At 45.7% G+C, this 23,910-nt stretch carries 26 protein-coding genes; 8 read left to right on the top strand and 18 right to left on the bottom strand.

Translation table 11 applies throughout. The features are described 5' to 3' along the window. The 9 genes from L4C44_RS19445 to fkpA all read right to left on the bottom strand — a co-directional run. The coding region (locus L4C44_RS19445; protein WP_240698135.1) for a GTP-binding protein at positions 1-287 on the bottom strand (287 nt) is incomplete at its 3' end. Between the two features lie 147 nt (positions 288-434). Continuing rightward, the gene (gene fusA, locus L4C44_RS19440) at positions 435-2,531 is read right to left on the bottom strand and encodes an elongation factor G (RefSeq protein ID WP_017061101.1); all 2,097 of its coding nucleotides are present in this window, start codon (positions 2,529-2,531) and stop codon (positions 435-437) included. Positions 2,532-2,696: 165 nt separating this feature from the next. After that, positions 2,697-3,167, bottom strand: coding sequence for a 30S ribosomal protein S7 (gene rpsG / locus L4C44_RS19435; protein WP_010435163.1), 471 nt, complete (start codon positions 3,165-3,167; stop codon positions 2,697-2,699). A gap of 107 nt (positions 3,168-3,274) precedes the next feature. After that, complete coding sequence (rpsL, locus tag L4C44_RS19430; RefSeq protein ID WP_004737194.1) at positions 3,275-3,649, bottom strand: 30S ribosomal protein S12; 375 nt, start codon at positions 3,647-3,649, stop codon at positions 3,275-3,277. A gap of 182 nt (positions 3,650-3,831) precedes the next feature. After that, positions 3,832-4,107: a sulfurtransferase complex subunit TusB gene (gene tusB / locus L4C44_RS19425; RefSeq protein ID WP_146492450.1), complete on the bottom strand. Its 276-nt coding sequence runs from the start codon at positions 4,105-4,107 to the stop codon at positions 3,832-3,834. An 8-nt stretch (positions 4,108-4,115) separates the two neighbouring features. After that, positions 4,116-4,472, bottom strand: coding sequence for a sulfurtransferase complex subunit TusC (gene tusC, locus L4C44_RS19420; protein WP_146492449.1), 357 nt, complete (start codon positions 4,470-4,472; stop codon positions 4,116-4,118). Beyond that, on the bottom strand, positions 4,469-4,858 hold the full coding sequence (gene tusD / locus L4C44_RS19415) for a sulfurtransferase complex subunit TusD (RefSeq protein ID WP_146492448.1): 390 nt from the start codon (positions 4,856-4,858) through the stop codon (positions 4,469-4,471). The genes tusC and tusD overlap by 4 nt, the downstream gene beginning before the upstream one ends. After that, the gene (locus tag L4C44_RS19410) at positions 4,852-5,577 is read right to left on the bottom strand and encodes a helix-turn-helix transcriptional regulator (protein ID WP_004729851.1); all 726 of its coding nucleotides are present in this window, start codon (positions 5,575-5,577) and stop codon (positions 4,852-4,854) included. The genes tusD and L4C44_RS19410 overlap by 7 nt, the downstream gene beginning before the upstream one ends. A 205-nt stretch (positions 5,578-5,782) precedes the next feature. Continuing rightward, positions 5,783-6,559 carry an FKBP-type peptidyl-prolyl cis-trans isomerase gene (gene fkpA, locus L4C44_RS19405; RefSeq protein ID WP_017061105.1) on the bottom strand — a complete coding sequence of 259 codons (777 nt, stop codon included), beginning with the start codon at positions 6,557-6,559 and terminating at the stop codon, positions 5,783-5,785. A 131-nt stretch (positions 6,560-6,690) separates the two neighbouring features. Between fkpA and L4C44_RS19400 the strand changes: the two genes are divergently transcribed. Beyond that, a complete protein-coding gene (locus L4C44_RS19400) occupies positions 6,691-7,668 on the top strand; it encodes a WD40 repeat domain-containing protein (RefSeq protein ID WP_285953320.1) in 978 nt (325 codons plus the stop codon). 5 nt (positions 7,669-7,673) lie between these two features. After that, complete coding sequence (locus tag L4C44_RS19395; RefSeq protein WP_009848930.1) at positions 7,674-7,901, top strand: SlyX family protein; 228 nt, start codon at positions 7,674-7,676, stop codon at positions 7,899-7,901. Positions 7,902-8,046: 145 nt separating this feature from the next. Here the strand turns inward: L4C44_RS19395 and L4C44_RS19390 are convergent, their stop codons facing one another. The 5 genes from L4C44_RS19390 to kefG form a co-directional block, all read right to left on the bottom strand. After that, a complete protein-coding gene (locus L4C44_RS19390) occupies positions 8,047-9,012 on the bottom strand; it encodes an isoaspartyl peptidase/L-asparaginase family protein (RefSeq protein ID WP_428805594.1) in 966 nt (321 codons plus the stop codon). Positions 9,013-9,213: 201 nt separating this feature from the next. After that, on the bottom strand, positions 9,214-9,804 hold the full coding sequence (gene slyD / locus L4C44_RS19385; RefSeq protein ID WP_086715744.1) for a peptidylprolyl isomerase: 591 nt from the start codon (positions 9,802-9,804) through the stop codon (positions 9,214-9,216). 94 nt (positions 9,805-9,898) lie between these two features. Beyond that, on the bottom strand, positions 9,899-10,099 hold the full coding sequence (locus L4C44_RS19380) for a YheV family putative zinc ribbon protein (protein ID WP_019825339.1): 201 nt from the start codon (positions 10,097-10,099) through the stop codon (positions 9,899-9,901). A 157-nt stretch (positions 10,100-10,256) separates the two neighbouring features. Then, positions 10,257-12,053, bottom strand: a complete 1,797-nt coding sequence (gene kefB / locus L4C44_RS19375; protein WP_086715746.1) for a glutathione-regulated potassium-efflux system protein KefB — start codon at positions 12,051-12,053, stop codon at positions 10,257-10,259. Further along, positions 12,040-12,624: a glutathione-regulated potassium-efflux system ancillary protein KefG gene (gene kefG, locus L4C44_RS19370; RefSeq protein ID WP_086715748.1), complete on the bottom strand. Its 585-nt coding sequence runs from the start codon at positions 12,622-12,624 to the stop codon at positions 12,040-12,042. Before kefG ends, kefB begins: the two co-directional genes overlap by 14 nt. A 174-nt stretch (positions 12,625-12,798) precedes the next feature. On the opposite strand from kefG, the gene L4C44_RS19365 reads away from it, so the two are divergent. The 6 genes from L4C44_RS19365 to crp all read left to right on the top strand — a co-directional run bounded on the left by L4C44_RS19365 (position 12,799) and on the right by crp (position 18,617). Next, positions 12,799-14,721 (top strand): ABC transporter ATP-binding protein, encoded by a 1,923-nt coding sequence (locus L4C44_RS19365; protein ID WP_146492444.1) that lies wholly within the window; start codon positions 12,799-12,801, stop codon positions 14,719-14,721. Continuing rightward, positions 14,718-15,188, top strand: coding sequence for a TIGR02444 family protein (locus L4C44_RS19360; protein WP_048605369.1), 471 nt, complete (start codon positions 14,718-14,720; stop codon positions 15,186-15,188). The genes L4C44_RS19365 and L4C44_RS19360 overlap by 4 nt, the downstream gene beginning before the upstream one ends. Positions 15,189-15,463: 275 nt before the next feature. Then, a complete protein-coding gene (locus L4C44_RS19355; protein WP_428805593.1) occupies positions 15,464-16,456 on the top strand; it encodes a hydrolase in 993 nt (330 codons plus the stop codon). Positions 16,457-16,585: 129 nt separating this feature from the next. Further along, the gene (locus L4C44_RS19350; RefSeq protein ID WP_136974327.1) at positions 16,586-16,798 is read left to right on the top strand and encodes a YheU family protein; all 213 of its coding nucleotides are present in this window, start codon (positions 16,586-16,588) and stop codon (positions 16,796-16,798) included. Between the two features lie 77 nt (positions 16,799-16,875). After that, positions 16,876-17,745, top strand: coding sequence for a phosphoribulokinase (locus L4C44_RS19345; RefSeq protein ID WP_010435210.1), 870 nt, complete (start codon positions 16,876-16,878; stop codon positions 17,743-17,745). Positions 17,746-17,984: 239 nt separating this feature from the next. Then, the gene (gene crp, locus L4C44_RS19340; RefSeq protein ID WP_004729651.1) at positions 17,985-18,617 is read left to right on the top strand and encodes a cAMP-activated global transcriptional regulator CRP; all 633 of its coding nucleotides are present in this window, start codon (positions 17,985-17,987) and stop codon (positions 18,615-18,617) included. 177 nt (positions 18,618-18,794) lie between these two features. Here the strand turns inward: crp and L4C44_RS19335 are convergent, their stop codons facing one another. From L4C44_RS19335 to L4C44_RS19320, 4 genes are all read right to left on the bottom strand, one after another. Continuing rightward, entirely contained in the window at positions 18,795-19,586 is a 792-nt protein-coding gene (locus L4C44_RS19335; RefSeq protein ID WP_428805592.1) for a DUF1338 domain-containing protein, read from the bottom strand. Positions 19,587-19,844: 258 nt separating this feature from the next. Beyond that, complete coding sequence (gene astD, locus L4C44_RS19330; protein ID WP_428805591.1) at positions 19,845-21,302, bottom strand: succinylglutamate-semialdehyde dehydrogenase; 1,458 nt, start codon at positions 21,300-21,302, stop codon at positions 19,845-19,847. A 39-nt stretch (positions 21,303-21,341) separates the two neighbouring features. Then, a complete protein-coding gene (gene astA, locus L4C44_RS19325) occupies positions 21,342-22,361 on the bottom strand; it encodes an arginine N-succinyltransferase (protein ID WP_123285401.1) in 1,020 nt (339 codons plus the stop codon). Positions 22,362-22,468: 107 nt separating this feature from the next. Next, positions 22,469-23,680: an aspartate aminotransferase family protein gene (locus tag L4C44_RS19320; protein ID WP_428805590.1), complete on the bottom strand. Its 1,212-nt coding sequence runs from the start codon at positions 23,678-23,680 to the stop codon at positions 22,469-22,471. Between the last annotated feature and the right edge of the window lie 230 nt (positions 23,681-23,910).

Below are 23,910 nucleotides of genomic sequence, written 5' to 3'. Positions count from 1 at the left end.
GCACCAGTGATCATGTTTTTAACATAATCCGCGTGTCCTGGACAGTCTACGTGTGCGTAGTGACGTGCTGGAGTGTCGTACTCAACGTGAGAAGTTGCGATTGTGATACCGCGCTCACGCTCTTCTGGAGCGTTATCGATAGATGCGAAATCTTTAGCAACACCGCCGTATACTTTTGCAAGAGTAGTACAGATAGCAGCAGTTAGAGTTGTTTTACCGTGGTCAACGTGGCCGATAGTACCAACGTTTACGTGCGGTTTCGTACGTTCAAATTTTTCTTTAGACACAATCGTGTTCCTTCCTAGTTATGATTCGCCACGTTCATTATTGAGCGAGACGCGCCAGAAATTGCTATTTTATGCGCCAACTCTCGTTAGCGCAATATTTGGACGCATTGTTCTTTCAAAAAATGAAAAAAAATGCCTTCCTTTTGTTTAACCACGCTCTGCAATGATTGCTTTTGCAACATTGTTAGGCACTTCAGCGTACTCACTAAACTCCATAGAGTAAGAAGCACGACCTTGTGTCGCAGAACGTAAATCAGTTGCGTAACCGAACATGACAGACAACGGAACTTGTGCACGAATTATCTTCAGGCCAGCTGTCCCCTCGTCCATACCTTCGATGATGCCGCGACGACGGTTAATATCGCCAACAACGTCACCCATCCAGTCTTCTGGAGTAGTTACTTCAACTTTCATCATAGGCTCAAGCAAAACTGGTTGCGCTTCAAGTGCACCCGTTCTGAAAGCCATAGAGGCAGCGATTGTAAACGCCATCTCACTTGAATCTGTTTCATGGTAAGAACCATCATATAGTGTAGCTTTGATATCCAAAACTGGATAGCCAGCAAGCACACCATTGTTCATCTGCTCTTCAACGCCTTTAGCAACTGAAGCGATAAACTCTTTCGGTACGATACCATTGGCAATTTCATCCACAAAGACAAAGCCTTCGCCAGCTTCTGATGGTTCCAGTTTCAGCCATACGTGACCGTACTGACCTTTACCACCATGTTCACGGATAAATTTACCTTCCGCTTTCGCAGTACCACGAATAGTCTCACGGTAAGCCACTTGCGGGTTACCAACGTTGCAGTTGACGCTAAATTCACGCTTCATACGGTCAACGATGATATCTAAGTGTAGTTCACCCATGCCAGAAATCAGAGTCTGGCCAGTTTCCGCATCCATATCAACGCGGAACGATGGGTCTTCCGCTGCTAGTTTACCTAGAGCGATAGTCATTTTATCTTGATCAGCTTGAGAGCTTGGCTCTACAACGATCTGAATAACTGGGTCTGGGAACTCCATGCGCTCAAGAACAATCTTATGGTTCTGGTCACAAAGGGTTTCACCAGTAGTCACATCTTTCAGACCAATAATGGCTGCGATGTCACCTGCTCGTACTTCTTTTACTTCTTCACGCTTGTTTGAGTGCATTTGAACAATGCGACCTAAGCGTTCACGTTGTTTCTTCACAGAGTTGTAAGCTGTTTTACCACTTTCAACAACACCAGAGTAAACACGGATGAAAGTTAAAGTACCAACGAATGGGTCTGTTGCAATCTTAAATGCTAGCGCTGAGAACGGTTCTTTGTCGTCTGCGTGACGCTCTGCTTCATTCTCATCTTCATCGATACCTTTAATTGCAGGGACATCGACTGGAGAAGGAAGGAAATCAACAACTGCATCTAGAACAGCTTGTACACCTTTGTTTTTGAATGCACTACCACAAGTAGCGAGTACGATTTCATTATTAAGGGTACGAGTACGAAGACCTTGTTTGATTTCAGCTTCTGTTAGTTCACCTTCTTCAAGGTACTTATCCATCAGCTCTTCATTTGCTTCTGCAGCAGCTTCAACAAGTTCTGTACGATATTCTTCAGCCATTTCTTGCATGTCTGCAGGAATATCTTCGTACGTGAAAGTCATGCCTTGGTCAGCTTCGTTCCAGTTAATTGCCTTCATCTTGATAAGATCGACAACGCCTTGGAAATTTTCTTCAGCACCAATGTTCAGTTGAATTGGAACAGGAGTTGCGCCTAGACGGTCCTTGATCTGTTCAACTACGCGCAAGAAGTCTGCGCCGGTACGGTCCATTTTATTAACGAAAACCATACGTGGAACTTGGTACTTATCAGCTTGACGCCACACTGTCTCTGACTGAGGTTCAACACCAGATGAGCCACAGAACACAACAACTGCACCATCAAGTACACGCAGAGAACGTTCAACTTCGATTGTGAAGTCAACGTGTCCAGGAGTGTCGATGATGTTGATACGGTGGTCCGAGAACTGAGCTTCCATACCACGCCAAAACGTAGTGGTTGCTGCTGAAGTGATCGTAATACCGCGCTCTTGCTCTTGCTCCATCCAGTCCATGGTTGCTGCACCATCGTGAACTTCGCCGATTTTGTGAGAAAGACCGGTATAGAACAGAATACGTTCACTTGTGGTTGTTTTACCTGCATCTACGTGAGCAACGATACCGATATTACGATATTGCTCTATAGGAGTTTTACGAGCCACGGTTGAATCCTCTTATTAGAGACTTAGGGACTATTGCTATGCCTAGATTATGCGTTAAAGCGATGCTTCGCTAAAAATTGCTTGCCCTAGAAATAGCAATAGTTCCTAGCATAAGCATAGGAACTAAAGAAGTGCTGCAAGGAACCTTGCAGCACTAAAAAGGTATTACCAACGGTAATGTGCGAACGCTTTGTTTGCGTCAGCCATGCGGTGAACGTCTTCACGTTTCTTAACCGCAGTACCTTTGTTCTCAGACGCGTCTAGCATTTCAGCAGCTAGGCGTTGAGCCATAGATTTTTCACCACGCTTACGCGCAGCTTCAACTACCCAACGCATAGCAAGAGCGTTACGGCGAACCGGACGAACTTCTACAGGTACTTGGTAAGTTGAACCACCTACACGGCGAGATTTAACTTCTACCGCTGGGCGAACATTTTCAAGAGCTTCTTCAAATACAGCTAAGTGGTCTTTACCAGACTTCTCAGCCATTGAATCTAGTGCAGTGTAAACGATTTTTTCTGCAGTAGATTTCTTTCCGTCAACCATAAGGATGTTAACGAATTTTGCCAGCAATTCAGATTTGAACTTAGGATCTGGAAGGATCTTACGCTGACCTATTACGCGACGACGTGGCATGGATATTCTCCGTTGTCTTCTTCAGGTTTTTTCCAAAACTTTTCAGAATAATAAATAAAATAGTGTTTGGCCTTACTTAACGCTTTCTTTAAAAAAAAGAAAATGCATTAAGACTTAGGACGTTTCACACCGTACTTAGAACGACCTTGTTTACGGTCGTTAACGCCAGCACAGTCTAGCGCGCCGCGAACAGTGTGGTAACGAACACCCGGAAGGTCTTTTACACGACCGCCACGGATTAGTACAACACTGTGCTCTTGAAGGTTGTGACCTTCACCACCGATGTACGAAGTTACTTCGAAACCGTTGGTTAGACGTACACGACATACTTTACGTAGTGCCGAGTTAGGTTTTTTAGGTGTAGTAGTGTAAACACGAGTACATACACCACGTTTTTGTGGGCACGCTTCTAGTGCAGGCACGTTGCTTTTAACAACTTGCTTTACACGAGGCTTGCGAACCAACTGGTTAATAGTTGCCATTAACTAGCTCCTGAAATTTACTTGAAAGTAAGCTTTGTGAAAAATCTATCCCTAATCACAAGTCGTAATTAGGGACGCAAAATTCTATTCAGCAGTGGGAGGTGTGTCAAGAAATATACAGATCTTTTTTAGCCGTCTAGAGCTCAGGATGGTCTAATTTTAACCAAACTGATAAAAGACGCTTACCAAGTCACTGATTTGTCGTTCAAAACCGTCAGTTTAACGAAGCCATCGAAGTCAACTTGATCAATGGTACTTGAGACAAGTCGTTGTAAACCTCGGCTATCGAGATCTGGTTTTAACACCGACACCTGCTCTACTGCGCAGATTTGAGTGAATAACTCATGATTAGGAAGGCAAACATACACTGCATCTTCCACCAAAAGGAACTGGTCCTGTGGCTGAGAATAGGTCAATGCAAGTTTAAGTTTGTCGACTGATTTTACGATATGAAGCATAGCGCCCCCTAGAAAGTCAGGATCTGTTGGCACTGAGCTAACTTTTGCGTTAACTCGTCGGCTTCAACGGTGGTCACATCGATTAGCAGGTTGTCTGCTGAAAGACCAAACTGACTCAGACTACGCTGACACACATACACCTGTTCGATGTCGTACAGGTCCATAAGTTTGAATGCAGAGATATAGTCACGCGATAGTGTTTCGTCGGGCTGCTGCGCCTTGAGAAGCTGTGTCACGCCATCGCCAACAAAGAACACGGCGATATCGTCACTGTATGCGGAGGCAGCAAGTAATGCGTCTAACCCTTCTCTACCCGCAGCGGTCGTATGAGGGAAACTGTTAAATATAAAGGCTAACTTTCTCAAAACTGCACAACCCTATCTTGCGTTAGTAGCGCTTCCGATAAGCTCCCTAATCCGGCCTGAGTAAATCCCGTGGCTAGGTTAGAGGCACTTAGTTGATGTTGCTTTGCTTCTTCAGAGCTAATCACTCCGCGTCTTAGCGCAGCTGCCACACAGGTTTCAAGGCTAACATCGTGTTCATCAGCCAGCTTTTGCCAAGCAGAAGCTAAATCAAATTCATCGTTAGCCGGTACAGTAAGGTCCGAGCCGTTACTGACGCCATCTTGATAGAAGAATACGCTGTGAAGTTTGTGACCCTGTTGAATCAGAGCCACGGCAAACTGGTAGGCACGTCTTGCTGATTGTGAGCCATAGACCGGCCCATTAACTAGGAGTGTATAGCTTAGCAACCCTCTTCATCCTCTGTTTTACGTTGGCGGATGTATAGGTACACGGTGTGCTTAGAGATGTTCAGTCGCTCAGCAACGCGGTTAATCGCGTCTTTAATATCGAAAATACCTTTGTCGTACAGCTCCATCACGATCTGACGATTCTTAGTATTGTTCGATACCGATTTGTCAGCGTTAATTTCTTCAATGGTGCGTTCAACCGTTTGGTCAACAAGTTCTTCAACGTCACTAGCAAAGTTAACCGATGATGCGGCTTCGTCTGCGTCTTGCGTAGGCATGAACGATTGCAGTACTTGTGAGAATGGCGCGTCTAGGTTGACGTTAATACACAGTAGACCAATCACTCGGTCTTCACCGTTGCGGATAGCAACCGTGATCGACTTCATCAACACTCCGCCTTTAGCGCGAGTGAAGTATGAACGTGAGAAGTTACGCTTAGAACCTTCAATATCTTTTAGCATCTTCAATGCAAGATCGGTGATCGGCGAGCCAACCTGACGACCTGTATTTTCGCCGTTGGCAATTTTAATCGCAGAAGTATTGAGGTCTTCTAAAGAGTGCAAAACGATTTCACAAAACGGACCAATAAGGCTCGCAATACCGTCAACAACGGCCTCATAAGATCTTAGAATGATTTTATCGTGTTCACTGAATGGCATAACGTGGACTGATTCCATTTCAAGTAACACATCTGCATTGACTGTTTCTGTAGTAGTCACTTATTCCTTACCTTCGTGTGAAAAATCAACAAATTTATGTAAGTTTATCAGAAAATTTTAATTGCACACCTAGCTAACATTGCAACTAGTGATTTAGAACAAGTTTAAAAATCAAATACTCACCTTCAAATCATAAAAAAAGCCTAACTCAAAGTTAGGCTTTTTATTCAATCAACGTATTTTAGTACGAGGCTTTTAACCGATATTACTGTGCAGGAGCTGCTTCAGCGTTATCGATGTTTAGTAGTTCAACTTCGAATACTAGCGTTGAGTTAGCAGGGATAGTCGGTGTGTCTTGCTCACCGTATGCTAGCTCTGGCGGGATAACGAACTTGTACTTAGAACCAACTTGCATTAGTTGTACGCCTTCAGTCCAGCCTGGGATTACGCGGTTTAGTGGGAATGTTGCTGGTTCGCCACGATCGTAAGAGCTGTCGAACTGAGTACCGTCTGTTAGCGTACCTTTGTAGTGTACTTGAACGGTATCAGTGTCTTTTGGAGAAGCGCCTTCACCAGCAGTCATTACTTGGTAAAGTAGACCAGATTCAGTTTGCTTAACGCCTTCAGTTTTAGCGAACTCAGCACGGAAGTCATCACCGGCTTTCTTCACTTCTGCAGACTTTTCTGCCGCTTGTGCTTGCATCGTTTCAGCAACACGCTTGTCTAGAGCTTCAAGAGCTGCGCGAGTTTCTTCTTCGTTAAGTGCTGTTTTCTCTGCGAATACGTCTTCGATACCTTGAAGAACCATATCTTTGTCTAGGTTGATACCTAACTCGCTTGGCTTATCAATGCTTGTGCTTAGGTAGTTAGCGAAAGATACACCGATTGCGTAAGCCGCTTTGTCATCTTCTGTTTTAAAGTTTACTGCTTCAACTTTAACTTCTTCTACCTGTGGAGCTTCTGCCTTTGGTTCTTCTTTCTGACAACCAACTGCTAGCATAACCGTTGCGGCAAGCAGTGATACTTTTAAAACTGATTTCATTGAATTCTCCAATTAATGGCCAAGCCATTGGTTATTGTGCACAAATCTAATGATTAGATTGGTGTGAATACGTTAGTTATAACAATATACTAGTCATATGTCTTTCGACACAAACCGGATTATTAGATGTGATGCGAATATTTTTCCACTCATTGCTATGTACAATTGTCATCACCTTGTTAAATGGTTGCTTTTTCTTCCAAGATGATGAGCAGCGTTGGGAAATTGAGCCCAATGGTGCCACCAGCTTTGCACTCAGTAGAGATGGACGCTTCGCCCTTCTCTACTCTCAGCAAAAGCAACTGCTGCTTTGGGACCTCGCCGAAGATCAAGAGTTGGCTCAACTTGGTCCACAAGACCAGTTAGAAAACCAAGTATCGCGTATCCGTATCTCGGACAATGGCCGTTTTGCCATTACCGCTAGCCAGATGAACTTCGCCGTTTGGGACTTATCTTGGACACAAGCTGAAGGGCTATGGTCTATCTCCGATGGCTTAATTCGCGATGTCGATATCTCTAGCAATGGTGAAAAAGTACTGCTTGGCCTTTCTAATGGCAAAGCCATCTATGTGGACTTAGTCACCGGACGCCGTCTGGAGTTCCTCGCTCACCGAGAAAAAGTGAATTCCGTGTCCCTTTCATCCAATGGACGCTACGCCTTATCGGGGGGGAACGACTACAAAGCCTATCTTTGGGATACCGAGTCGGGCTTGGTATTGCGCACCTTTGAGCATGAACAAAGAGTAGTACGAGTCGCTCTACAACGCGATGGCGAGCTGGCTTTTACTTCTGACGGCGGCAATCAAGCGATGGTTTGGGATCTTGAAACGGGCGAACCTCAAGCGCAATTGCAAAGCTGGTCTCGACAATTGATTTTCTCGAGTGCGCGTTTTTCTGATGACGGCAGCATGTTGGTTACGGGCACGCCATCCAGCCAAGTGAGTGTGTGGAATACTCAGAATGGCAAACGAATTTCTCGCCACGATGCTGAGCCACTAAAAGATGCTCGCCCTCCTCGTGCGGTAGTGTATGATGCAGCCTTTGATGATAAGAACCGTGTGATATCGGGCACCTCTGCGGGCATTGCCCAAGCTTGGAATGTGGATTAAGAACGATGACAGAAAAGCGAGTTGAACAACTAGAAAGCCGCGTAAATGACCTAGAGTGTCAATTAGCTTTCCAAGAACAGACCATTGAAGAACTCAATGAAGCACTTAGCCAACAACAGATGTTGATCACGAGAATGCAAGACCAGATGAAGTTCGTGGTCGGCAAAGTGAAGAATATGGATGGCTCTAATCTAGCTGACGCATCAGAAGAGACGCCACCTCCACATTATTAAGTGCAGTTCAAAATAACGAGCTGGTTCTAACTACGCATATCGTTAGAAATCTTAAAATAAAAGGGCGACAGATATCATCTGTCGCCCTTTTGTGTATTAAGTATGTGTGAAGTATAAGCTAACGTTAAATTAAGCCGATACACACTTAATCATCAGCATAGATTTTAACTTCCACTCTGCCTTCGGTATCAACACTTGCACGATACATCCCAGAGCTGTTCATACCAAAATGAATATCACCTTGCCCATCAACCGCAATCAAACCGCCTTCACCGCCCATGGTTTTTAATTCACCTTGAATGATGGTTTCACAAGCCGTATGCACATCTTCTTTTAGATAACGCATTCGTGCTGCCACATCACTGGCGACCATCTTACGTAGGAAGAACTCGCCCATCCCGGTTGTTGAAACGGCAACGTTGCCATTTTCAGCGATGGTTCCTGCACCAATGATCGGAGAGTCACCCACACGACCGTATTTCTTATTGGTCACGCCACCGGTACTAGTGGCCGCCGCTAAATTGCCCGCTTGGTCTAATGCAACAGCTCCCACCGTGCCGTACTTTTTATCATCTGGATATTTCTGAACTTGTTGTTCGTCGTATTTCGCTTCAGACAGAGCAAAGATGCCTTTCTCTTTCATCGACTGAAGTTGGTCATAGCGGCGCTCAGTAAAGAAGTAATCTTGCTCAGTAAAGGTGTAGTCATGCTCAAACGCAAACTTCTCGGCACCTTCACCAATCAGCAACACATGGTCGCTTTTCAGCATCACATCACGCGCAAGCTCAATCGGGTTTTTGATATGGCGAACTCCCGCAATGGCACCCGCATCCATTTCGCTGCCATGCATCACAGAGGCATCCATCTCAACAAATTCATCGTGAGTTAAAACCGAGCCTTTACCTGCATTAAAGTGCGGACTGTCTTCCATCACCTTGACCGATGCCACTACCGCATCCAGAGCATCACCACCCGCTTGCAATATTTGATAACCAGCCAAAACCGATTTTTCCAAAGCCTCGGTAATACCCGCTTTTAATTCATCGCTCATTTGCTCTCGCAAGATGGTTCCTGCACCACCATGAATGGCAATTGAAAAAGGCTGTGACATACAAACTCTCCATTGACGTCGTCTTATAATATTGTGCTATCAATACCACATCCATGATTCTATGTCTGATAGCGAAAACCAAACTTTTTGCGAATGCTTGCCAGGTAGATAAAAGCGAGGCCAAAAAGCTAGACTCCTAAACGCAAAAAGCCTCCACAAGGGAGGCTTTCAAGATTCTTAAACTAAACCGTTAATTCGGTATTAGTGAGAACCACAGCTACCGCCGCCGCAGCAGCCGTCTTTCTTCTCTTCAGCGTGGTCATGGCCTTCGCCACCACAGCAACCGCCTTCGTGGTCATGATCGTGGTCGTGACCGCCACAGCCGCCTTCTTGGTGTACGTGACCGTGTTGAACTTCTTCTTCAGTCGCTTCACGGACCGCTACAACTTCAACGTCAAACGTTAGAGTTTGGCCAGCTAGCATGTGGTTACCATCAACAACAACTTCGTCGCCATCTACTTCAGTAACTTCAACTGGGATTGGACCTTGATCAGTATCCGCAAGGAAACGCATGCCAACTTCGATTTGCTCCACACCTTGGAATACGTCAGCAGGAACACGTTGAACTAGTGCGTCGTTGTGCTCGCCGTAAGCGTCTTCTGGAGTAACAGTTGCAGAGAACTTGTCGCCAGCTACTTTGCCTTCAAGCTCTTTTTCAAGACCTGTAATTAGGTTGTTGTGACCGTGAAGGTAATCTAGTGGAGCTTCTGCAGTTGATTGGTCAACTACTACGCCATCTTCAAGTTTCACTTGATATGCAACACTAACTACTACGTTCTTTTCAATTTTCATGAGAGCTCCAAGGAGGTTTGGACTAAGCTCGAACAGTTGAGCTTAGGAAAAATTCTGTACCCGGATATTATGGGGATCAATTGACGAAACTCAATCATTCTGGCTTAAAAATACCGATCATTTCTTGATTCGCGTGTTCAGATTTCTCTACAGTTTTCGGTTTACGCTGTTCTGTGAAGTCACAATCGACACATTCCACCAGCTCTATATTATTTTCAATCCACCAACGGAGTGTGTCTTGAGTACTACAACTTGGGCAGCTTGCCCCTGCGATAAAGCGTTTTTTCTGTTTCACGTTGATATCCTTTACTACTCTGGATCCGCAGTTCTTCTACTCTAGATCTATTTAAGAAAAAGCAGAGACCACGTTTATTATTAGATTGGTTCTCTAGACTATTATTTCTAAGCTCAAGCTCTATCTCTAAACTCAAGCTATTAGCTCTCAATTCGAGCTACTGCCAATAGTTTCGAGATTGGTGATCGTTTTCCATCTCATGTCCAAAGATCTCTTCAAGTTCTTTACGAGCCTCTTTCGCTCTTTGGGCTAACTCAGCATCTTCGTTATGCTGAGGCAGTAACTCTTTCAGCATACCATTATCCAACTTTCTAAAGTGTGCTTCTGCTCGCTTCGCTTTATATGGATGCATGCCAAGTTCAGTCAATGTTTGACGGCCTAAATCCAGTGCCCCAAGGAAGGTTTCACGAGAGTAGTTACTCACACCGTGGTTAAGTAATTGATACGCTTCAACACGACTTCGGGCACGCGCTAAGATCTTTAAACGTGGGAAGTGCTGCTTACATAGATCAACGGTTTTCATTATTTCATCGGGAGAGTCAGTACACAACACAATGGCCTCTGCCTTATCAGCTCCCGCAGCTCGTAATAGTTCAAGGTGAGTCGAGTCACCGTAGAATACCTTGTAGCCGAACTTTCTAAGGATGTGTATTTGGCTGGCATCACTTTCAAGAACGGTGATGCGAATCTTGTTGGCGTACATCAAGCGGCCAATGATCTGACCAAAACGACCAAAGCCTGCAATGATCACTCGAGGGCTGCGATCGACAACATCCGAAGACATTGCGTTCTCACTGATTTGATTAAGTTGACGAGCAAAGAATCGGTCTTGCAGCTTGAGCATCAATGGCGTGGTTACCATTGAAAGGCTCACAACCACCAATAAGAACGACACTTGTTCGCCACTTAATATGCCCTGCGCACTCGCCGCGGTAAAAATAACGAAAGCGAACTCACCACCTTGGCTGAGAATCATCGCCATTCGGCTACGGGCTTTGGGCTGAGTACCAAAGATTCGAGCCAGCGCATACAGCACTAAGCCTTTCAATACGACCAATGCAGAAACGGCAATCAGTATCGCGAATGGGCTTTCAGCGAGTAAACCTAAGTTCACCGCCATCCCCACAGAAATAAAGAACAAACCAAGCAATAACCCTTTGAATGGGTCGATGGCGATTTCAAGCTCATGTCGATATTCACTTTCAGCCAGAAGTACGCCTGCTAGGAAAGTACCCAATGCCATCGACAAGCCTATCTGTTGCATGATTACGGCAATACCAATTACCAATAACAGCGCTGCGACGGTGAACAATTCACGTACGCCACTCATTACTACGTATCGGAATAGCGGTCTCAACAAGAAATGGCCACCGACCAGTAAACCAATCACGCCACCCAGCATCCAAAGCATGTCAGCCCAGCTGCCGCCGGTATTCCCCGCAAGCAGAGGCAGCATAGCTAGCATTGGTATAACAGCGATATCTTGAAAAAGTAGTACTGCAAAGCCTGACTGACCTGCTTCTTTGCCACCAAGTTCTCGCTCTTCAATAACACGCAAGGCAATCGCGGTCGAAGACAGTGCTAAGCCCATACCTATTACTAGACTCGTTTGCCAAGTTAAACCGAACATACAGGCGATAGCGGTGATGATCAGAGTGGTAATCAGCACTTGCGCGCCACCTAACCCGAGGATGGGGGCTCGCATCTGCCACAGTTTTTTGGGGTTAAGTTCTAAGCCAATCAGAAAGAGCAGCAGTACCACCCCGAATTCGGAGAAGTGCAGAATCGCCTCTACGTCACTGATTAAGCCAAGTCCCCACGGGCCAATCGCTACACCAGCTAATAAGTAACCGAGTACTGACCCCAAGCCAGCTCGCTGCGCAATAGGAACCGCAACCACAGCAGCCGCTAAAAATATAACGCTACTTTGTAGAAAATCATTAGTCAGAGCCATCATCTGCTCCTATATCTTGTAGCGGGTCTCGCAACCAATTTCGATACGCTTCTGCGTGTTGGTAACGCGTCATATCGGTGACATTACGTGCCCAGTGTAAAACCAAAGGGGATATCCAATTCATCTGACACAAAGCCGCGGTTAGCTCGAATGGTTGCAAAATCTCTTGTAATGGATATTTATTATAGCCTGCGGCACCAAACGCCTCTTCTTTACCACCAGTAGTAATCACACTGCGCCAGTATTTGCCCTTAAGTGCGCTTTGCTCACCAAATGCAAAACCCTTGCCTAAGACGCGATCAAACCACTCTTTCAACAATGAAGGACATGAATACATAAACAAAGGGTGTTGGAACACAATCACATCATATTCAAGCAGCAATTCATGCTCGGAAGGCACATCAATAAAGAAGTCCGGATAGATGGCGTAGAGATCGTGAATTTTGACATTCCCAAGTGACTCTATCTTTTTAACCATGATCTGGTTAGCGATAGAGGTTTGCGGCTCTGGGTGCGCATAGATGACCAGCACCTTTGGCACGGGTTTGTCTGTCGAGGGAGTATTACTCATTCCTTTGAAACATTCCTTTGAAAGCTAAACGGTGGCAAGGCCACAAGAATTTAAGCAAAAGTTATTAATATGTTATTGGCATCATAACGCAAATTGCATTGTGATCGACTTTTATCTGGTTTCAGCCTACTATGCAGGCGTCTGTTCACCTCTAATTTCTATGCTACTTCAATTATGATTACTTTCTCTGATATTCAATTGCTACGCGGCGGTAAGCCACTCCTAGACCAAGCATCTGCGACTTTTCACCCCGGCGACAAGATCGGTTTGGTTGGTAAAAACGGCTGTGGTAAATCTACGCTATTCGCCTTAATTAAGGACGAACTGTCTATTGATGCAGGCTCATTCAGCAAACCTGCCCATTGGGAAATGGCTTGGGTTGCCCAAGAAACACCAGCATTAGAAAGAACAGCAATTGAATACGTGATTGATGGCGACCGCGAATATCGTGGCCTTGAAGATCAACTAGAGAAAGCTGAACAAGCCGACAACGGCACCTTGGTAGCAGAAATTCACGGCAAGATTGAGACCATAGGTGGTTACAGCATCAAAGCGCGAGCTGCGGAGTTACTGGACGGCTTAGGCTTTAGCCAAGAACAAATGGCATGGAACCTGACTCAATTCTCAGGTGGTTGGCGCATGCGTTTGAACCTAGCGCAAGCTCTACTGTGTCGCAGTGACCTACTGCTACTCGATGAACCAACCAACCACTTGGACTTAGACGCAGTAATGTGGCTAGAGCGTTGGTTACAAAGCTACCCTGGCACGCTAGTACTTATCTCGCACGATAGAGACTTCTTAGACCCTATCGTCAACCGCATCGTGCATGTTGAAAATCAACAGCTCAATGAATACACGGGTAACTACTCATCGTTCGAAAACCAGCGAGCGCAAAAGCTGATTCTGCAACAAGCAATGTACCAAAAGCAGCAGAAGCAGATGTCTCACATGCAGAGCTACATTGACCGTTTCCGTTACAAAGCATCAAAGGCTCGCCAAGCGCAAAGCCGTATTAAAGCACTAGAGAAAATGGAACAAGTGCTACCTGCTCAGTTTGATAACCCATTCAGCTTTGAGTTCAGAGAACCAGACGCACTACCAAACCCAATCATGATGATGGACGAAGTATCTGCAGGCTACGATGACAATCTGATTCTAGAAAAGATTCGCTTGAATCTAGTACCAGGCAGCCGTATTGGTCTACTTGGTCGAAATGGTGCAGGTAAATCAACATTGATTAAACTGCTTTCTGGCGAACTGAAACAGCAAGGCGGTGAACTGAGCTATTCTCAAGGCGTTAAGATTGGTTACTTTGCACAGCACCAATTAGAAACCCTGCACCCTGAAGAAACACCGCTACAACACATGATGCAGATTGCCCCAAAACACACCGAGCAGCAACTGCGTGATTACTTAGGTAGCTTTGGCTTCCAAGGTGAAAAAGCACTGGATAAAGTGGCACCATTCTCAGGTGGTGAAAAAGCACGTTTGGTATTGGCACTGCTGGTATGGCAAAAACCTAACCTGTTGCTACTCGATGAACCAACCAACCACTTGGATCTCGACATGCGTCAAGCGCTGACTTTTGCCCTGCAGACGTTTGAAGGCGCAATGGTTATCGTATCGCACGACCGTTACCTACTGCGTGCAACTACCGATGACTTGTATTTGGTACACGACCGTCAAGTGGCACCGTTTGATGGCGACCTTAGCGATTACTACAAGTGGCTGACCGAACAGCAGAAAGTTGAGCGCAAAGAAGCACAAGCATTGGCACCAGCAAAAGACGGTGCCAACAGTGCAGCAGCGAAAAAAGAGCAAAAACGTAAAGAAGCCGAGTTCCGTAAACTGACGGCACCACTACGTAAAAAGCTCACTCAATTTGAAAAGCAGATGGATAAGTTAACGCTATCTCTCGAAGAAGCTGAGCAAGAATTATCCGACACTTCACTGTATGAAGCTGAAAATAAGGCTAAACTGAATAAAGTACTCGCTCTCCAAGCGAGCAGTAAGTCACAGCTAGAAGAAGTTGAAATGGATTGGATGTCCACTCAAGAAGAGCTTGAGCAGATGGAACAGGATATGGATAGCTTATGAGCCCAGAGCACGCCCCAATATCACTAACACTGGAACGACTATGGCAATTTAGCCTTCAGTATTACAGTGTGCGCGGTGTAAAGGATGCGTGCCTAGCTTTGCAAAACCAGTTCCACGGCAACGTCAATCTACTGCTGCTTCTCAAATGGCTTGATGAGCAGCAATTGTCTTTTGCTGAAGAAGAATGGCACAAGGTACAACAATGCTTGAGCCGATCTGAAACCCTGCTTCATAGTTATCGAGAGTTGCGTAAACACCTCAAAGCACACGTTGTCGACTCACTATACCGTGAAGCCTTGCAGTTTGAGTTACAGCTTGAAAAGCAACAACAGTCCGATCTCGTCGACTGTATAAACTCCCTACAGCTTTACGCTAACCAGCAATCACCGCTCGCTTTTCAGTACTGTCGTTTATTAGGAGCAGAAAACCTCTACGACGCTTTTTCTGAACCAGCACCTCAACCCTAGCTCATTCTCTTTCCTTTTTATTCAATCAAGATCCAAGCTTAACTGCGCCCTGTCTCTCTTCATGTGCATGCACTGACTAATACGCACAATGAAGTGTTTAACGCACCTAACATTGATATTATTCAACCGGTTACCCATGGCCTGTTTTTGTATCTCATATAAGAGAAAGCCTTGCGCTTATGCTGAGAATCAACCAAGCTCAAATAAAAACGTGGGCGTTTCGTTACAAGCTCAACACGTTATCAAAGCCCATAAAAGAAGCATGGATCGTTTTTATGACAATATTTACCGCAGCCGCTGGTCTCTCTAATCCGCACTTACAAACCTTAGTGCCACGGTTTATTAGAAAACAGGCGCTGTTTCATCCTCACTGGCAAACCTTAGAAACTCCCGATGGTGACTTTCTTGATCTTGCTTGGAGCGAATCACCAGACGGTGACAACCCAAGCAATGATGCTCGAAGTAACAAGCCGATATTCGTTCTATTCCATGGCTTAGAGGGAAGCTTTGAGAGCCCATACGCCAATGGACTGATGAATGCATTTGCTAAAAATGGTTGGTTATCGGTAATGATGCACTTCAGAGGCTGCAGCGGGAAACCCAATCGCCTGGCTCGCGCTTACCATTCAGGTGAGGTCGAAGATGCGCGCTTTTTCCTAAGACACCTGCACGCTCAGTTTCCGAATAACCCAAAGGTGGCGGTTGGCATCTCCTTGGGCGGAAACATGTTGGCGAACTATTTGGCGGAATACGCAGATGACCCACTGTTGTCCGCAGCAACGATAGTCTCTGCACCTTTTGATTTGGCCTGTTGTTCAAGTCGCATAGAGCGCGGCTTCTCGAAGCTCTATAAGAAGTACCTGCTTAACTCACTCAAATCGAATGCCTTGAAAAAGGTGAAGCTGTTACAAGAGAAACTCGGCATCACGGCTGAATCCATCAAGAAGATCGACAAGCTGTATGAGTTTGATGAACGGGTTACTGCGCCCCTGCACGGATTCAAAAACGCGCAAGACTACTACGCACAGTGCTCAGCTCTTCCTAAGCTCAATAAGATAAAGCTACCGACTCAGATCATCCATGCTAAAGACGATCCTTTCATGACCGATGATGTGATTCCTAAGTTCGTTCTGCCGGATAACATCGATTATCGCTTGTTTCAGAAAGGCGGCCATGTTGGGTTCATCACAGGTAGCACACTCAAACCACGATTCTGGTTAGAAGAAGCCTTACCTGCGTATTATGAAAGTATCCAAGGTTCAGTATAACGACGAAGCCTTGCTAAATATAAACGCGAAACCTTGATAAGATAGCGCAGCCCCAAACTGGGGTTGTACTAAAAACATCACTAAACACATTCATCAACATATCAATGAACATAAAAGAGAGAAGTATTTATGATCATCCCATGGCAAGACATCGCGCCAGAGACACTAGAAAACCTCATTAAAGAATTCGTGCTGCGTGAAGGCACAGACTATGGCGACGTTGAGATCTCACTGCAAAACAAGATTGATCAGGTGAAACATCAATTAGCTTCTGGTGACGTGAGCATCGTGTTTTCCGAACTGCACGAGACCGTTGATATCCAGGTGACAAAACGCTTCTAGGCTGCGCTTAGAAAGGAGCCGTGTTATAGTGGAAAACGATTGCTAACAAGTAAGTTACTCAAACGACAAGGGTTGTCATGTCCGCTAAACATCCAATTATTGCGGTGACGGGTTCATCTGGAGCCGGCACCACCACTACCTCAGAAGCCTTCCGCAAAATGTTCAATATGATGGACGTGAAGGCTGCTTGGGTTGAAGGGGATAGTTTCCATCGCTTCACTCGACCAGAAATGGATGTCGAGATCCGAAAAGCGCGCGAACAAGGTAAGCACATCAGCTACTTTGGTCCACAAGCCAACGACTTTGGTGCGCTAGAAGAATTCTTCCGTAAATACGGTAACGAAGGTACAGGTAAGGTACGTAGCTACCTACACACCTTCGATGAAGCCGTGCCTTACAATCAAATGCCGGGCACCTTTACACCATGGCAAGAGATCCCTGAAAATTCCGACGTGATGTTTTACGAAGGCCTGCACGGCGGTGTGGTTGATGGTGACATTAACGTTTCTCAACACGTCGATTTGCTGATCGGCATGGTGCCAATTGTAAACCTAGAATGGATCCAAAAATTCGTTCGTGATACCCGCGATCGTGGCCACTCACGCGAAGCAGTAATGGACTCCATTGTTCGTTCAATGGATGATTACCTTAACTACATTACCCCGCAATTTTCGCGTACTCACATCAACTTTCAGCGTGTTCCAACCGTAGATACATCGAACCCACTTAACGCCAAAGGGATTCCAAGTTTAGACGAAAGCTTCGTTGTTATACGTTTGCGTGGCATCAAAAACGTCGATTTCCCCTACCTTCTGGCTATGATTGATGGTTCGTTTATGTCTCGTCATAACACGCTAGTGGTGCCAGGAGGCAAGATGAGTTTTGCTATGGAACTCATTGTGAGGCCAATCCTACAACAGCTCATCGAAACTGGAAAAATAGGTTAACAAAACGACGTTCTGGTTGATTACTTTTCATACCGTGATCATGTGCACAATTTTGCGTAAAAAATCGTAGCTTGGTCACGATTAAAATCAAGAAATAGTACCTGAAAAAGGATACTATTCTTAAACGAAACACAAGATAGCTTGCAGCACTCAACGAGTGCTCTTATCCTACAAGTCAATCCAGGCTTAGCTAAAATACGGAAAGCAGCAAGCATACCCTGCAGAGGAAGTGAGATATTATGGTTCTAGGTAAACCTCAAACCGATCCAACATTAGAGTGGTTCCTTTCACACTGTCATATTCATAAGTACCCTTCAAAAAGTACTTTGATTCATGCTGGTGAAAAGGCAGAAACCTTGTACTACATCGTTAAAGGTTCTGTGGCAGTTCTTATCAAAGACGAAGAAGGTAAGGAAATGATTCTTTCTTACCTAAACCAAGGCGACTTCATCGGTGAGCTTGGCTTGTTCGAAGAAGACCAAGAGCGTACTGCTTGGGTTCGTGCTAAATCTCCTTGTGAAGTAGCTGAGATTTCTTTCAAGAAATTCCGTCAACTTATCCAAGTGAACCCAGATATCCTAATGCGCCTTTCAGCGCAAATGGCAAACCGTCTACAAGTAACTAGCCAAAAGGTTGGTGACTTAGCGTTCCTTGACGTAACAGGTCGTATCGCTCAAACGCTACTAAACCTAGCGAAACAGCCAGATGCAATGACTCACCCTGACGGCATGCAAATCAAGATCACTCGTCAAGAGATTGGCCAGATCGTTGGTTGTTCTCGTGAGACAGTTGGTCGTATCTTGAAGATGCTTGAAGAGCAGAACCTAATTTCTGCACACGGTAAAACTATCGTGGTATACGGTACTCGTTAATCTCGATTAACTGAGCCAAAAATTTGAAAGCCACCAAATGCGAATTTGGTGGCTTTTTTGTTTTCTAAAGATCTAGAGAGCAGATGCGAATGGGACACTTACAACTTCCAAACGCAAACACTCTCGAAGCGAAGCGTACCCGCATCTCTAGGGCAAAGCCCGTGCTCGTATCTTTCTTTAACCGTTGGTGCTTTCGAAGATCTTGTCCGCCGATGCAGCGACAAAACCGGTATAAAGCTCACCATTCGCCATTGCATAACGCTTAGCAAACTCATAGAAGCCACCAGGAATCATCTCATTGCCTTCAATAAATGCCACTGGGACTTTGTCTGCCATGGTTGATGATTGCTCTAATAATACCTCTGGAGAGCCTTTCACCTCACCGCCTGATGCGTTAATCGTAAAGCCAGCATCACTCAGGTAATCATTCACTGCTTGTACTTCATCGAACTTGTTCAGTTGATTGACACTTACCGTGAAATGGTTGGCACCGTAACCGTGAGCCGCTAACCAAGAGGCGTATTCGCTCTCTTTTGCTAGTACTTGGAAATCAGCGAAGCTCAAATCCCATTGGCGACCGCCAAACAAGAATTCATGACCTTGCAGCTTGCTAGCATCGACTTGCTCAACTAACTTAGCAACGATCTGTTGTAGCTCACTTGAGCACTCTTCTACCTTCAACTCACTAATGAACACTTTTGGTTGTTTTGGGTCTGGGTGTTCGTAGTGCTTAGCCACTAGCTTCTTGCTCTCAAATAAGTAATCGCCACACGCCTTGTAACCTAACTCAAGGAAAGGTTTAGCCAATGTTTCAATACCCAGCGGTGTAACATTGAAAGTACGCAGTGCAATGTGATCATTAATCAGAGCTTCGTCTTCTTTCAGCAAGTGATGCACTTTCTCAGCCGATGGACAAAGCCTGTGAATGTAATCGTCCCATAGTGATTTAAAGAGTAGATCGGGCGTCATGGTGACTCCTTGTCAGAGGTTCTAGCAAGCTAGTAATTTGGATTAGAAAGGGAGAGGCTGGACATAGAGTCAGCAGCCATCAGCCTGTGACATACTTGTTCTATTATTATCTACCGCCCAATCGAGGTGTCGGACGTGGGTGAAAAGAGGAAGCGATAACACCGCTTCCTTATTACACAATTAACCAATGAATCTGTTATTCATGAACCTAGAACTCATAAGCTTGTGATTCATCAAGTTATAGCTCAAAAGCCAAAACTACAGCTCAAGACCCGGGCTAAACGTAGCTGGCAGTTGAGTTTCACCACCTTCCATTGAAGCCATAGGGTAAGCACAGTAGTCCGCCGCGTAGTAAGCACTTGGGCGTAGGTTGCCTGAAGCACCCGGGCCGCCAAATGGTGCATCACCACTTGCGCCTGTTAGCTGGCGATTACGATTAACAATACCTGCACGGATATGATCAACGAAGTATTCCCACTCAGAATCGTCGGTTGAAACTAGGCCTGCAGACAAACCAAAGCGCGTGTCATTAGCCAGTTCAACCGCTTGCTCTAGCGATTGGTAGCGAACCACTTGCAGCAATGGGCCGAAGTACTCTTCATCTGGCAACTCAGCAATGTTGGTTGCATCGATAATACCCGGAGAAACAAACGCCGCTTCGCCCGCTTTTGCTTCAACTAGGCTTACACCACCTAGTGATTGCAGATTAGCTTGCGCGTCCAAAATGAACTTAGCCGCCGCTTCAGAGATCTGTGGTCCCATGAAGGGTGCTGGCTCAGCGAATGGCTGATCAACACGAATCTTCAAGGTCGCCGCAACGAGCTTATCGAGCAATTGATCGCCCTTCTCGCCAACAGGAACATACAAACGACGAGCACATGTACAACGTTGACCTGCACTGATGAAAGCCGATTGGATAATGGTATAAACCGTCGCGTCAGCATCACCAAATTGGTCACTGATCACCATCGGGTTGTTGCCACCCATCTCTAGCGCCAGCATCTTGCCCGGTTGACCTGCGAATTGACGGTGAAGGATATGACCGGTATTCGCGCTACCCGTGAATAGCACGCCATCAAGACCTTTAGCATCGGCTAGTGCGATACCTGTCTCTTTAGCGCCTTGCACTAGGTTGATCACGCCAGCAGGAAGGCCAGCTTCTTGCCATAGCTTCATCGCAAACTCACCCGTCCAAGGTGTCTGCTCTGACGGCTTAAATACCACGGTATTACCCGATAGCAGTGCTGGAACAATATGACCGTTAGGTAGGTGACCTGGGAAGTTGTAAGGGCCAAATACCGCCATCACGCCTAGTGGACGATGACGAAGTACAATCTGGTTGCCAGCTGCTTCACGTGAAGCTTCACCGGTACGCTCATGGTAAGCACGAATGGAAATAGCAATCTTACCCGCCATCGCTCCCGCTTCAGTACGAGTTTCCCAGATCGGTTTACCCGTCTCTTTTGCGATGATTTGCGCAATTTCTTCGCTGTTCTCTTTAACTTTCTCAGCAAAGTTCAACACGATCGCTTCACGCTCTGCAAAGCTCAGTTTTTTCCAAACCAAGAAGGCTTCACGAGCTGCTGCCACTGCAGATTCAACCTGTGCTGGCGTTGCGCTATCACCCTGCCACACTACTTCATTATTGTATGGGCTTACTGATGTCATGGCGTCACCTTGACCTGCCACCCACTGTCCTGCTATCCACTGAGTCATACTTCTATCCTTAAAATCTTCGACAGATAATCGCTGCTCTTACTGAGCCAACATGCGAACGAATTCGCCTTCTTTTACTTCAAGAGCGCTTGCTACTTCAGATGATAAAATCACTGTGTCGCTTGCTTGGTCATACGCGCCTTTCGCGGCTACTGCCCGGAAGTTCTCAAATGATGTATTCCCAATTAGGAAGTCTTTAGAGCTTGAGTGCTCTGCAATTTTCACCTGAGCTCTAATCGCATGACGCACAGATTCGATGTTTCTTAAATCACACTCAACCGTTGGGCCCGCATCAAAGATATCGACATAGCCACGGTTGGTGAAACCTTCACGTTCCAACAACTTAAGTGCAGGGCGCGTATTGTCATGAACCTCTCCGATCACCGCCTGAGCTTCTTTGCTCAGTAGGTTCACATAGATAGGTAGCTTCGGCATAAGATCAGCAATGAAGCCTTTCTTACCAATACCGGTTAGATAATCAGCAAGTGTGAAATCAATCGAGAAGAAGTGTTCTTGCAGCCATTGCCAGAAAGGAGAATTACCTTCGGCATCCGATACCCCCCGCATCTCAGCAAAAATTGTTTTCGAGAAACGCTCTGGGTGTTCAGCCATCAGTAGGAATCGGCACTTCGACATCAAACGACCGTTCAAACCACCACGGAAGTCAGGGCGCAAGAATAACGTGCAAATTTCACTGCATCCGGTGTAGTTATTACCAAAAGTCAGTAGCTTAACCACGTTATTAACGCCAAGCTTTTGCGATGAATGAACCACCTTGCTGATGTGATAAGAGTAAAACGGTACATCCCAGCCAATCGATGCTTCGATACCCGTGGTACCTGCAACTTCACCCGTTTCGGTATCAAAGCCAACCATTAGGTAGCCTTCATCACCGGGTTCAGTCACGTCTGGTTTGGCAAAGCTGTATTCAGAGTGAGTAATACGGTTAGTTAACAGTTCTTCGTTAACAGGAAGAGATGTGAATCCGTGACCAGATTCAACCGCGCAAGTGTGCAGCGCATCGTAATCAGATAATTTTATTGGGCGAACAACTAGCATCAATATTCCCTCCAGATGCAAAATAGGCCCAAAACCAGAAGCTTGGGCCTTTAGCAGAACGTCATGGGATCGCTCTATTGGCGATCATTCCTATGACGCCGCTCAGGCTAAACTAGCGTAGCGATTGCTTTGTCTAGTTTTGATAGGCCTTCTTCAATTTCTTGTGTAGTAATGACCAGTGATGGCGTGAAACGAACCACGTTTGCACCAGCAACCAGTACCATCAAGCCTTGTTCGCCTGCTGCTACTAATACGTCACGTGCACGGCCTTGCCACTCTTCGTTAAGCGCAGCACCTAGTAGTAGGCCTTTGCCACGAACTTCACTGAAGATTTGGTACTTGTCGTTAATCTTAGCAAGACCATCACGGAACAATGCTTCGCGCTCTTTCACGCCAGCTAATGTTTCAGGTTGGCTAACCACATCAACAACCGCTTCTGCAACAGCACACGCCAGTGGGTTACCACCGTAAGTAGAGCCATGCGTACCGACTTTTAGATGTGTCGCTAATTCAGTCGTCGTGAGCATTGCACCAATAGGAAAACCACCACCCAGTGATTTAGCAGTGCTCAAGATGTCTGGTGTTACACCTAGACCTTGGTAAGCATAAAAGTTACCAGTACGGCCGTTACCGGTTTGTACTTCATCAAAGATAAGTAGTGCATTGTGTTTGTCACACAGTTCACGAACTGTGTTCACGAATTCAGAGGTTGGTGAGATGATACCGCCCTCGCCTTGCAGAGGTTCCATCATGATTGCACAAGTGCGATCAGAGATGTGCGCTTCTAGTGCTGCAATATCATTGTAAGGAAGGTGAGTCACATCGCCCGGTTTAGGACCGAAACCATCAGAGTAAGCTTCTTGACCACCAACCGTTACGGTAAAGAAAGTACGACCGTGGAAACCTTGTTTGAATGCAATGATTTCAGATTTCTCAGGACCGTGAACATCCGCCGCCCAACGACGAGCTAGCTTTAGAGCTGCTTCGTTCGCTTCCGCGCCAGAGTTTGCAAAGAATACTTTTTCTGCAAAACATACGTCTGTTAGCTTTTTCGCTAGACGCAGTGCAGGTTCGTTGGTCATCACGTTACTTAGGTGCCAAATCTTGTTTGCTTGATCAGTAACTGCGTTAACCATTGCCGGGTGACAGTGACCCAAACAGCTCACAGCGATACCACCAGCAAAGTCGATATACTCTCGGCCTTGTTGGTCCCAAACGCGTGCGCCTTCCCCTTTTACCGGGATCATTTCCATTGGGTTATAACAAGGCACCATCACCTCATTAAACAGACTACGTTCTACTTTATTTTCCACTGTCATCGTACATTCCTTCTCGATACCGCAAGCTTCGCAAATAAGCGTAATGGTTCATAAGTGAGACAAAGATATTTTGTCTCGCCATAATCCCGCTGCAGCATTATATTTACATTTAATTAACCTTTTCAATAGTAGATTATTCTTTAGCCATCCCTAACAACCAGCTAAACGTCACTACCTATGACTATTTATGCATCAATTAATCTGTTTTATGAAGCTTTTTTTACCTAAAC

Source organism: Vibrio satsumensis (genome assembly GCF_050337435.1).
Taxonomy (GTDB): domain Bacteria; phylum Pseudomonadota; class Gammaproteobacteria; order Enterobacterales; family Vibrionaceae; genus Vibrio; species Vibrio satsumensis.
The sequence above is the reverse complement of the archived record's forward strand: the minus strand, read 5'-3'. Positions and strand labels throughout refer to the sequence as shown.

Bases quoted from the DNA above. Each gene is read 5' to 3' on its own strand.
- rpsG (WP_010435163.1), bottom strand. From the start codon at position 3,167: ATGCCACGTCGTCGCGTAATAGGTCAGCGTAAGATCCTTCCAGATCCT.
- rpsL (WP_004737194.1), bottom strand. From the start codon at position 3,649: ATGGCAACTATTAACCAGTTGGTTCGCAAGCCTCGTGTAAAGCAAGTT.
- tusB (WP_146492450.1), bottom strand. From the start codon at position 4,107: ATGCTTCATATCGTAAAATCAGTCGACAAACTTAAACTTGCATTGACC.
- fkpA (WP_017061105.1), bottom strand. From the start codon at position 6,559: ATGAAATCAGTTTTAAAAGTATCACTGCTTGCCGCAACGGTTATGCTA.
- L4C44_RS19400 (WP_285953320.1), top strand. From the start codon at position 6,691: ATGCGAATATTTTTCCACTCATTGCTATGTACAATTGTCATCACCTTG.
- L4C44_RS19395 (WP_009848930.1), top strand. From the start codon at position 7,674: ATGACAGAAAAGCGAGTTGAACAACTAGAAAGCCGCGTAAATGACCTA.
- L4C44_RS19390 (WP_428805594.1), bottom strand. From the start codon at position 9,012: ATGTCACAGCCTTTTTCAATTGCCATTCATGGTGGTGCAGGAACCATC.
- slyD (WP_086715744.1), bottom strand. From the start codon at position 9,804: ATGAAAATTGAAAAGAACGTAGTAGTTAGTGTTGCATATCAAGTGAAA.
- kefB (WP_086715746.1), bottom strand. From the start codon at position 12,053: ATGGCTCTGACTAATGATTTTCTACAAAGTAGCGTTATATTTTTAGCG.
- kefG (WP_086715748.1), bottom strand. From the start codon at position 12,624: ATGAGTAATACTCCCTCGACAGACAAACCCGTGCCAAAGGTGCTGGTC.
- L4C44_RS19365 (WP_146492444.1), top strand. From the start codon at position 12,799: ATGATTACTTTCTCTGATATTCAATTGCTACGCGGCGGTAAGCCACTC.
- L4C44_RS19360 (WP_048605369.1), top strand. From the start codon at position 14,718: ATGAGCCCAGAGCACGCCCCAATATCACTAACACTGGAACGACTATGG.
- L4C44_RS19355 (WP_428805593.1), top strand. From the start codon at position 15,464: ATGACAATATTTACCGCAGCCGCTGGTCTCTCTAATCCGCACTTACAA.
- L4C44_RS19350 (WP_136974327.1), top strand. From the start codon at position 16,586: ATGATCATCCCATGGCAAGACATCGCGCCAGAGACACTAGAAAACCTC.
- L4C44_RS19345 (WP_010435210.1), top strand. From the start codon at position 16,876: ATGTCCGCTAAACATCCAATTATTGCGGTGACGGGTTCATCTGGAGCC.
- crp (WP_004729651.1), top strand. From the start codon at position 17,985: ATGGTTCTAGGTAAACCTCAAACCGATCCAACATTAGAGTGGTTCCTT.
- L4C44_RS19335 (WP_428805592.1), bottom strand. From the start codon at position 19,586: ATGACGCCCGATCTACTCTTTAAATCACTATGGGACGATTACATTCAC.
- astD (WP_428805591.1), bottom strand. From the start codon at position 21,302: ATGACTCAGTGGATAGCAGGACAGTGGGTGGCAGGTCAAGGTGACGCC.
- astA (WP_123285401.1), bottom strand. From the start codon at position 22,361: ATGCTAGTTGTTCGCCCAATAAAATTATCTGATTACGATGCGCTGCAC.
- L4C44_RS19320 (WP_428805590.1), bottom strand. From the start codon at position 23,680: ATGACAGTGGAAAATAAAGTAGAACGTAGTCTGTTTAATGAGGTGATG.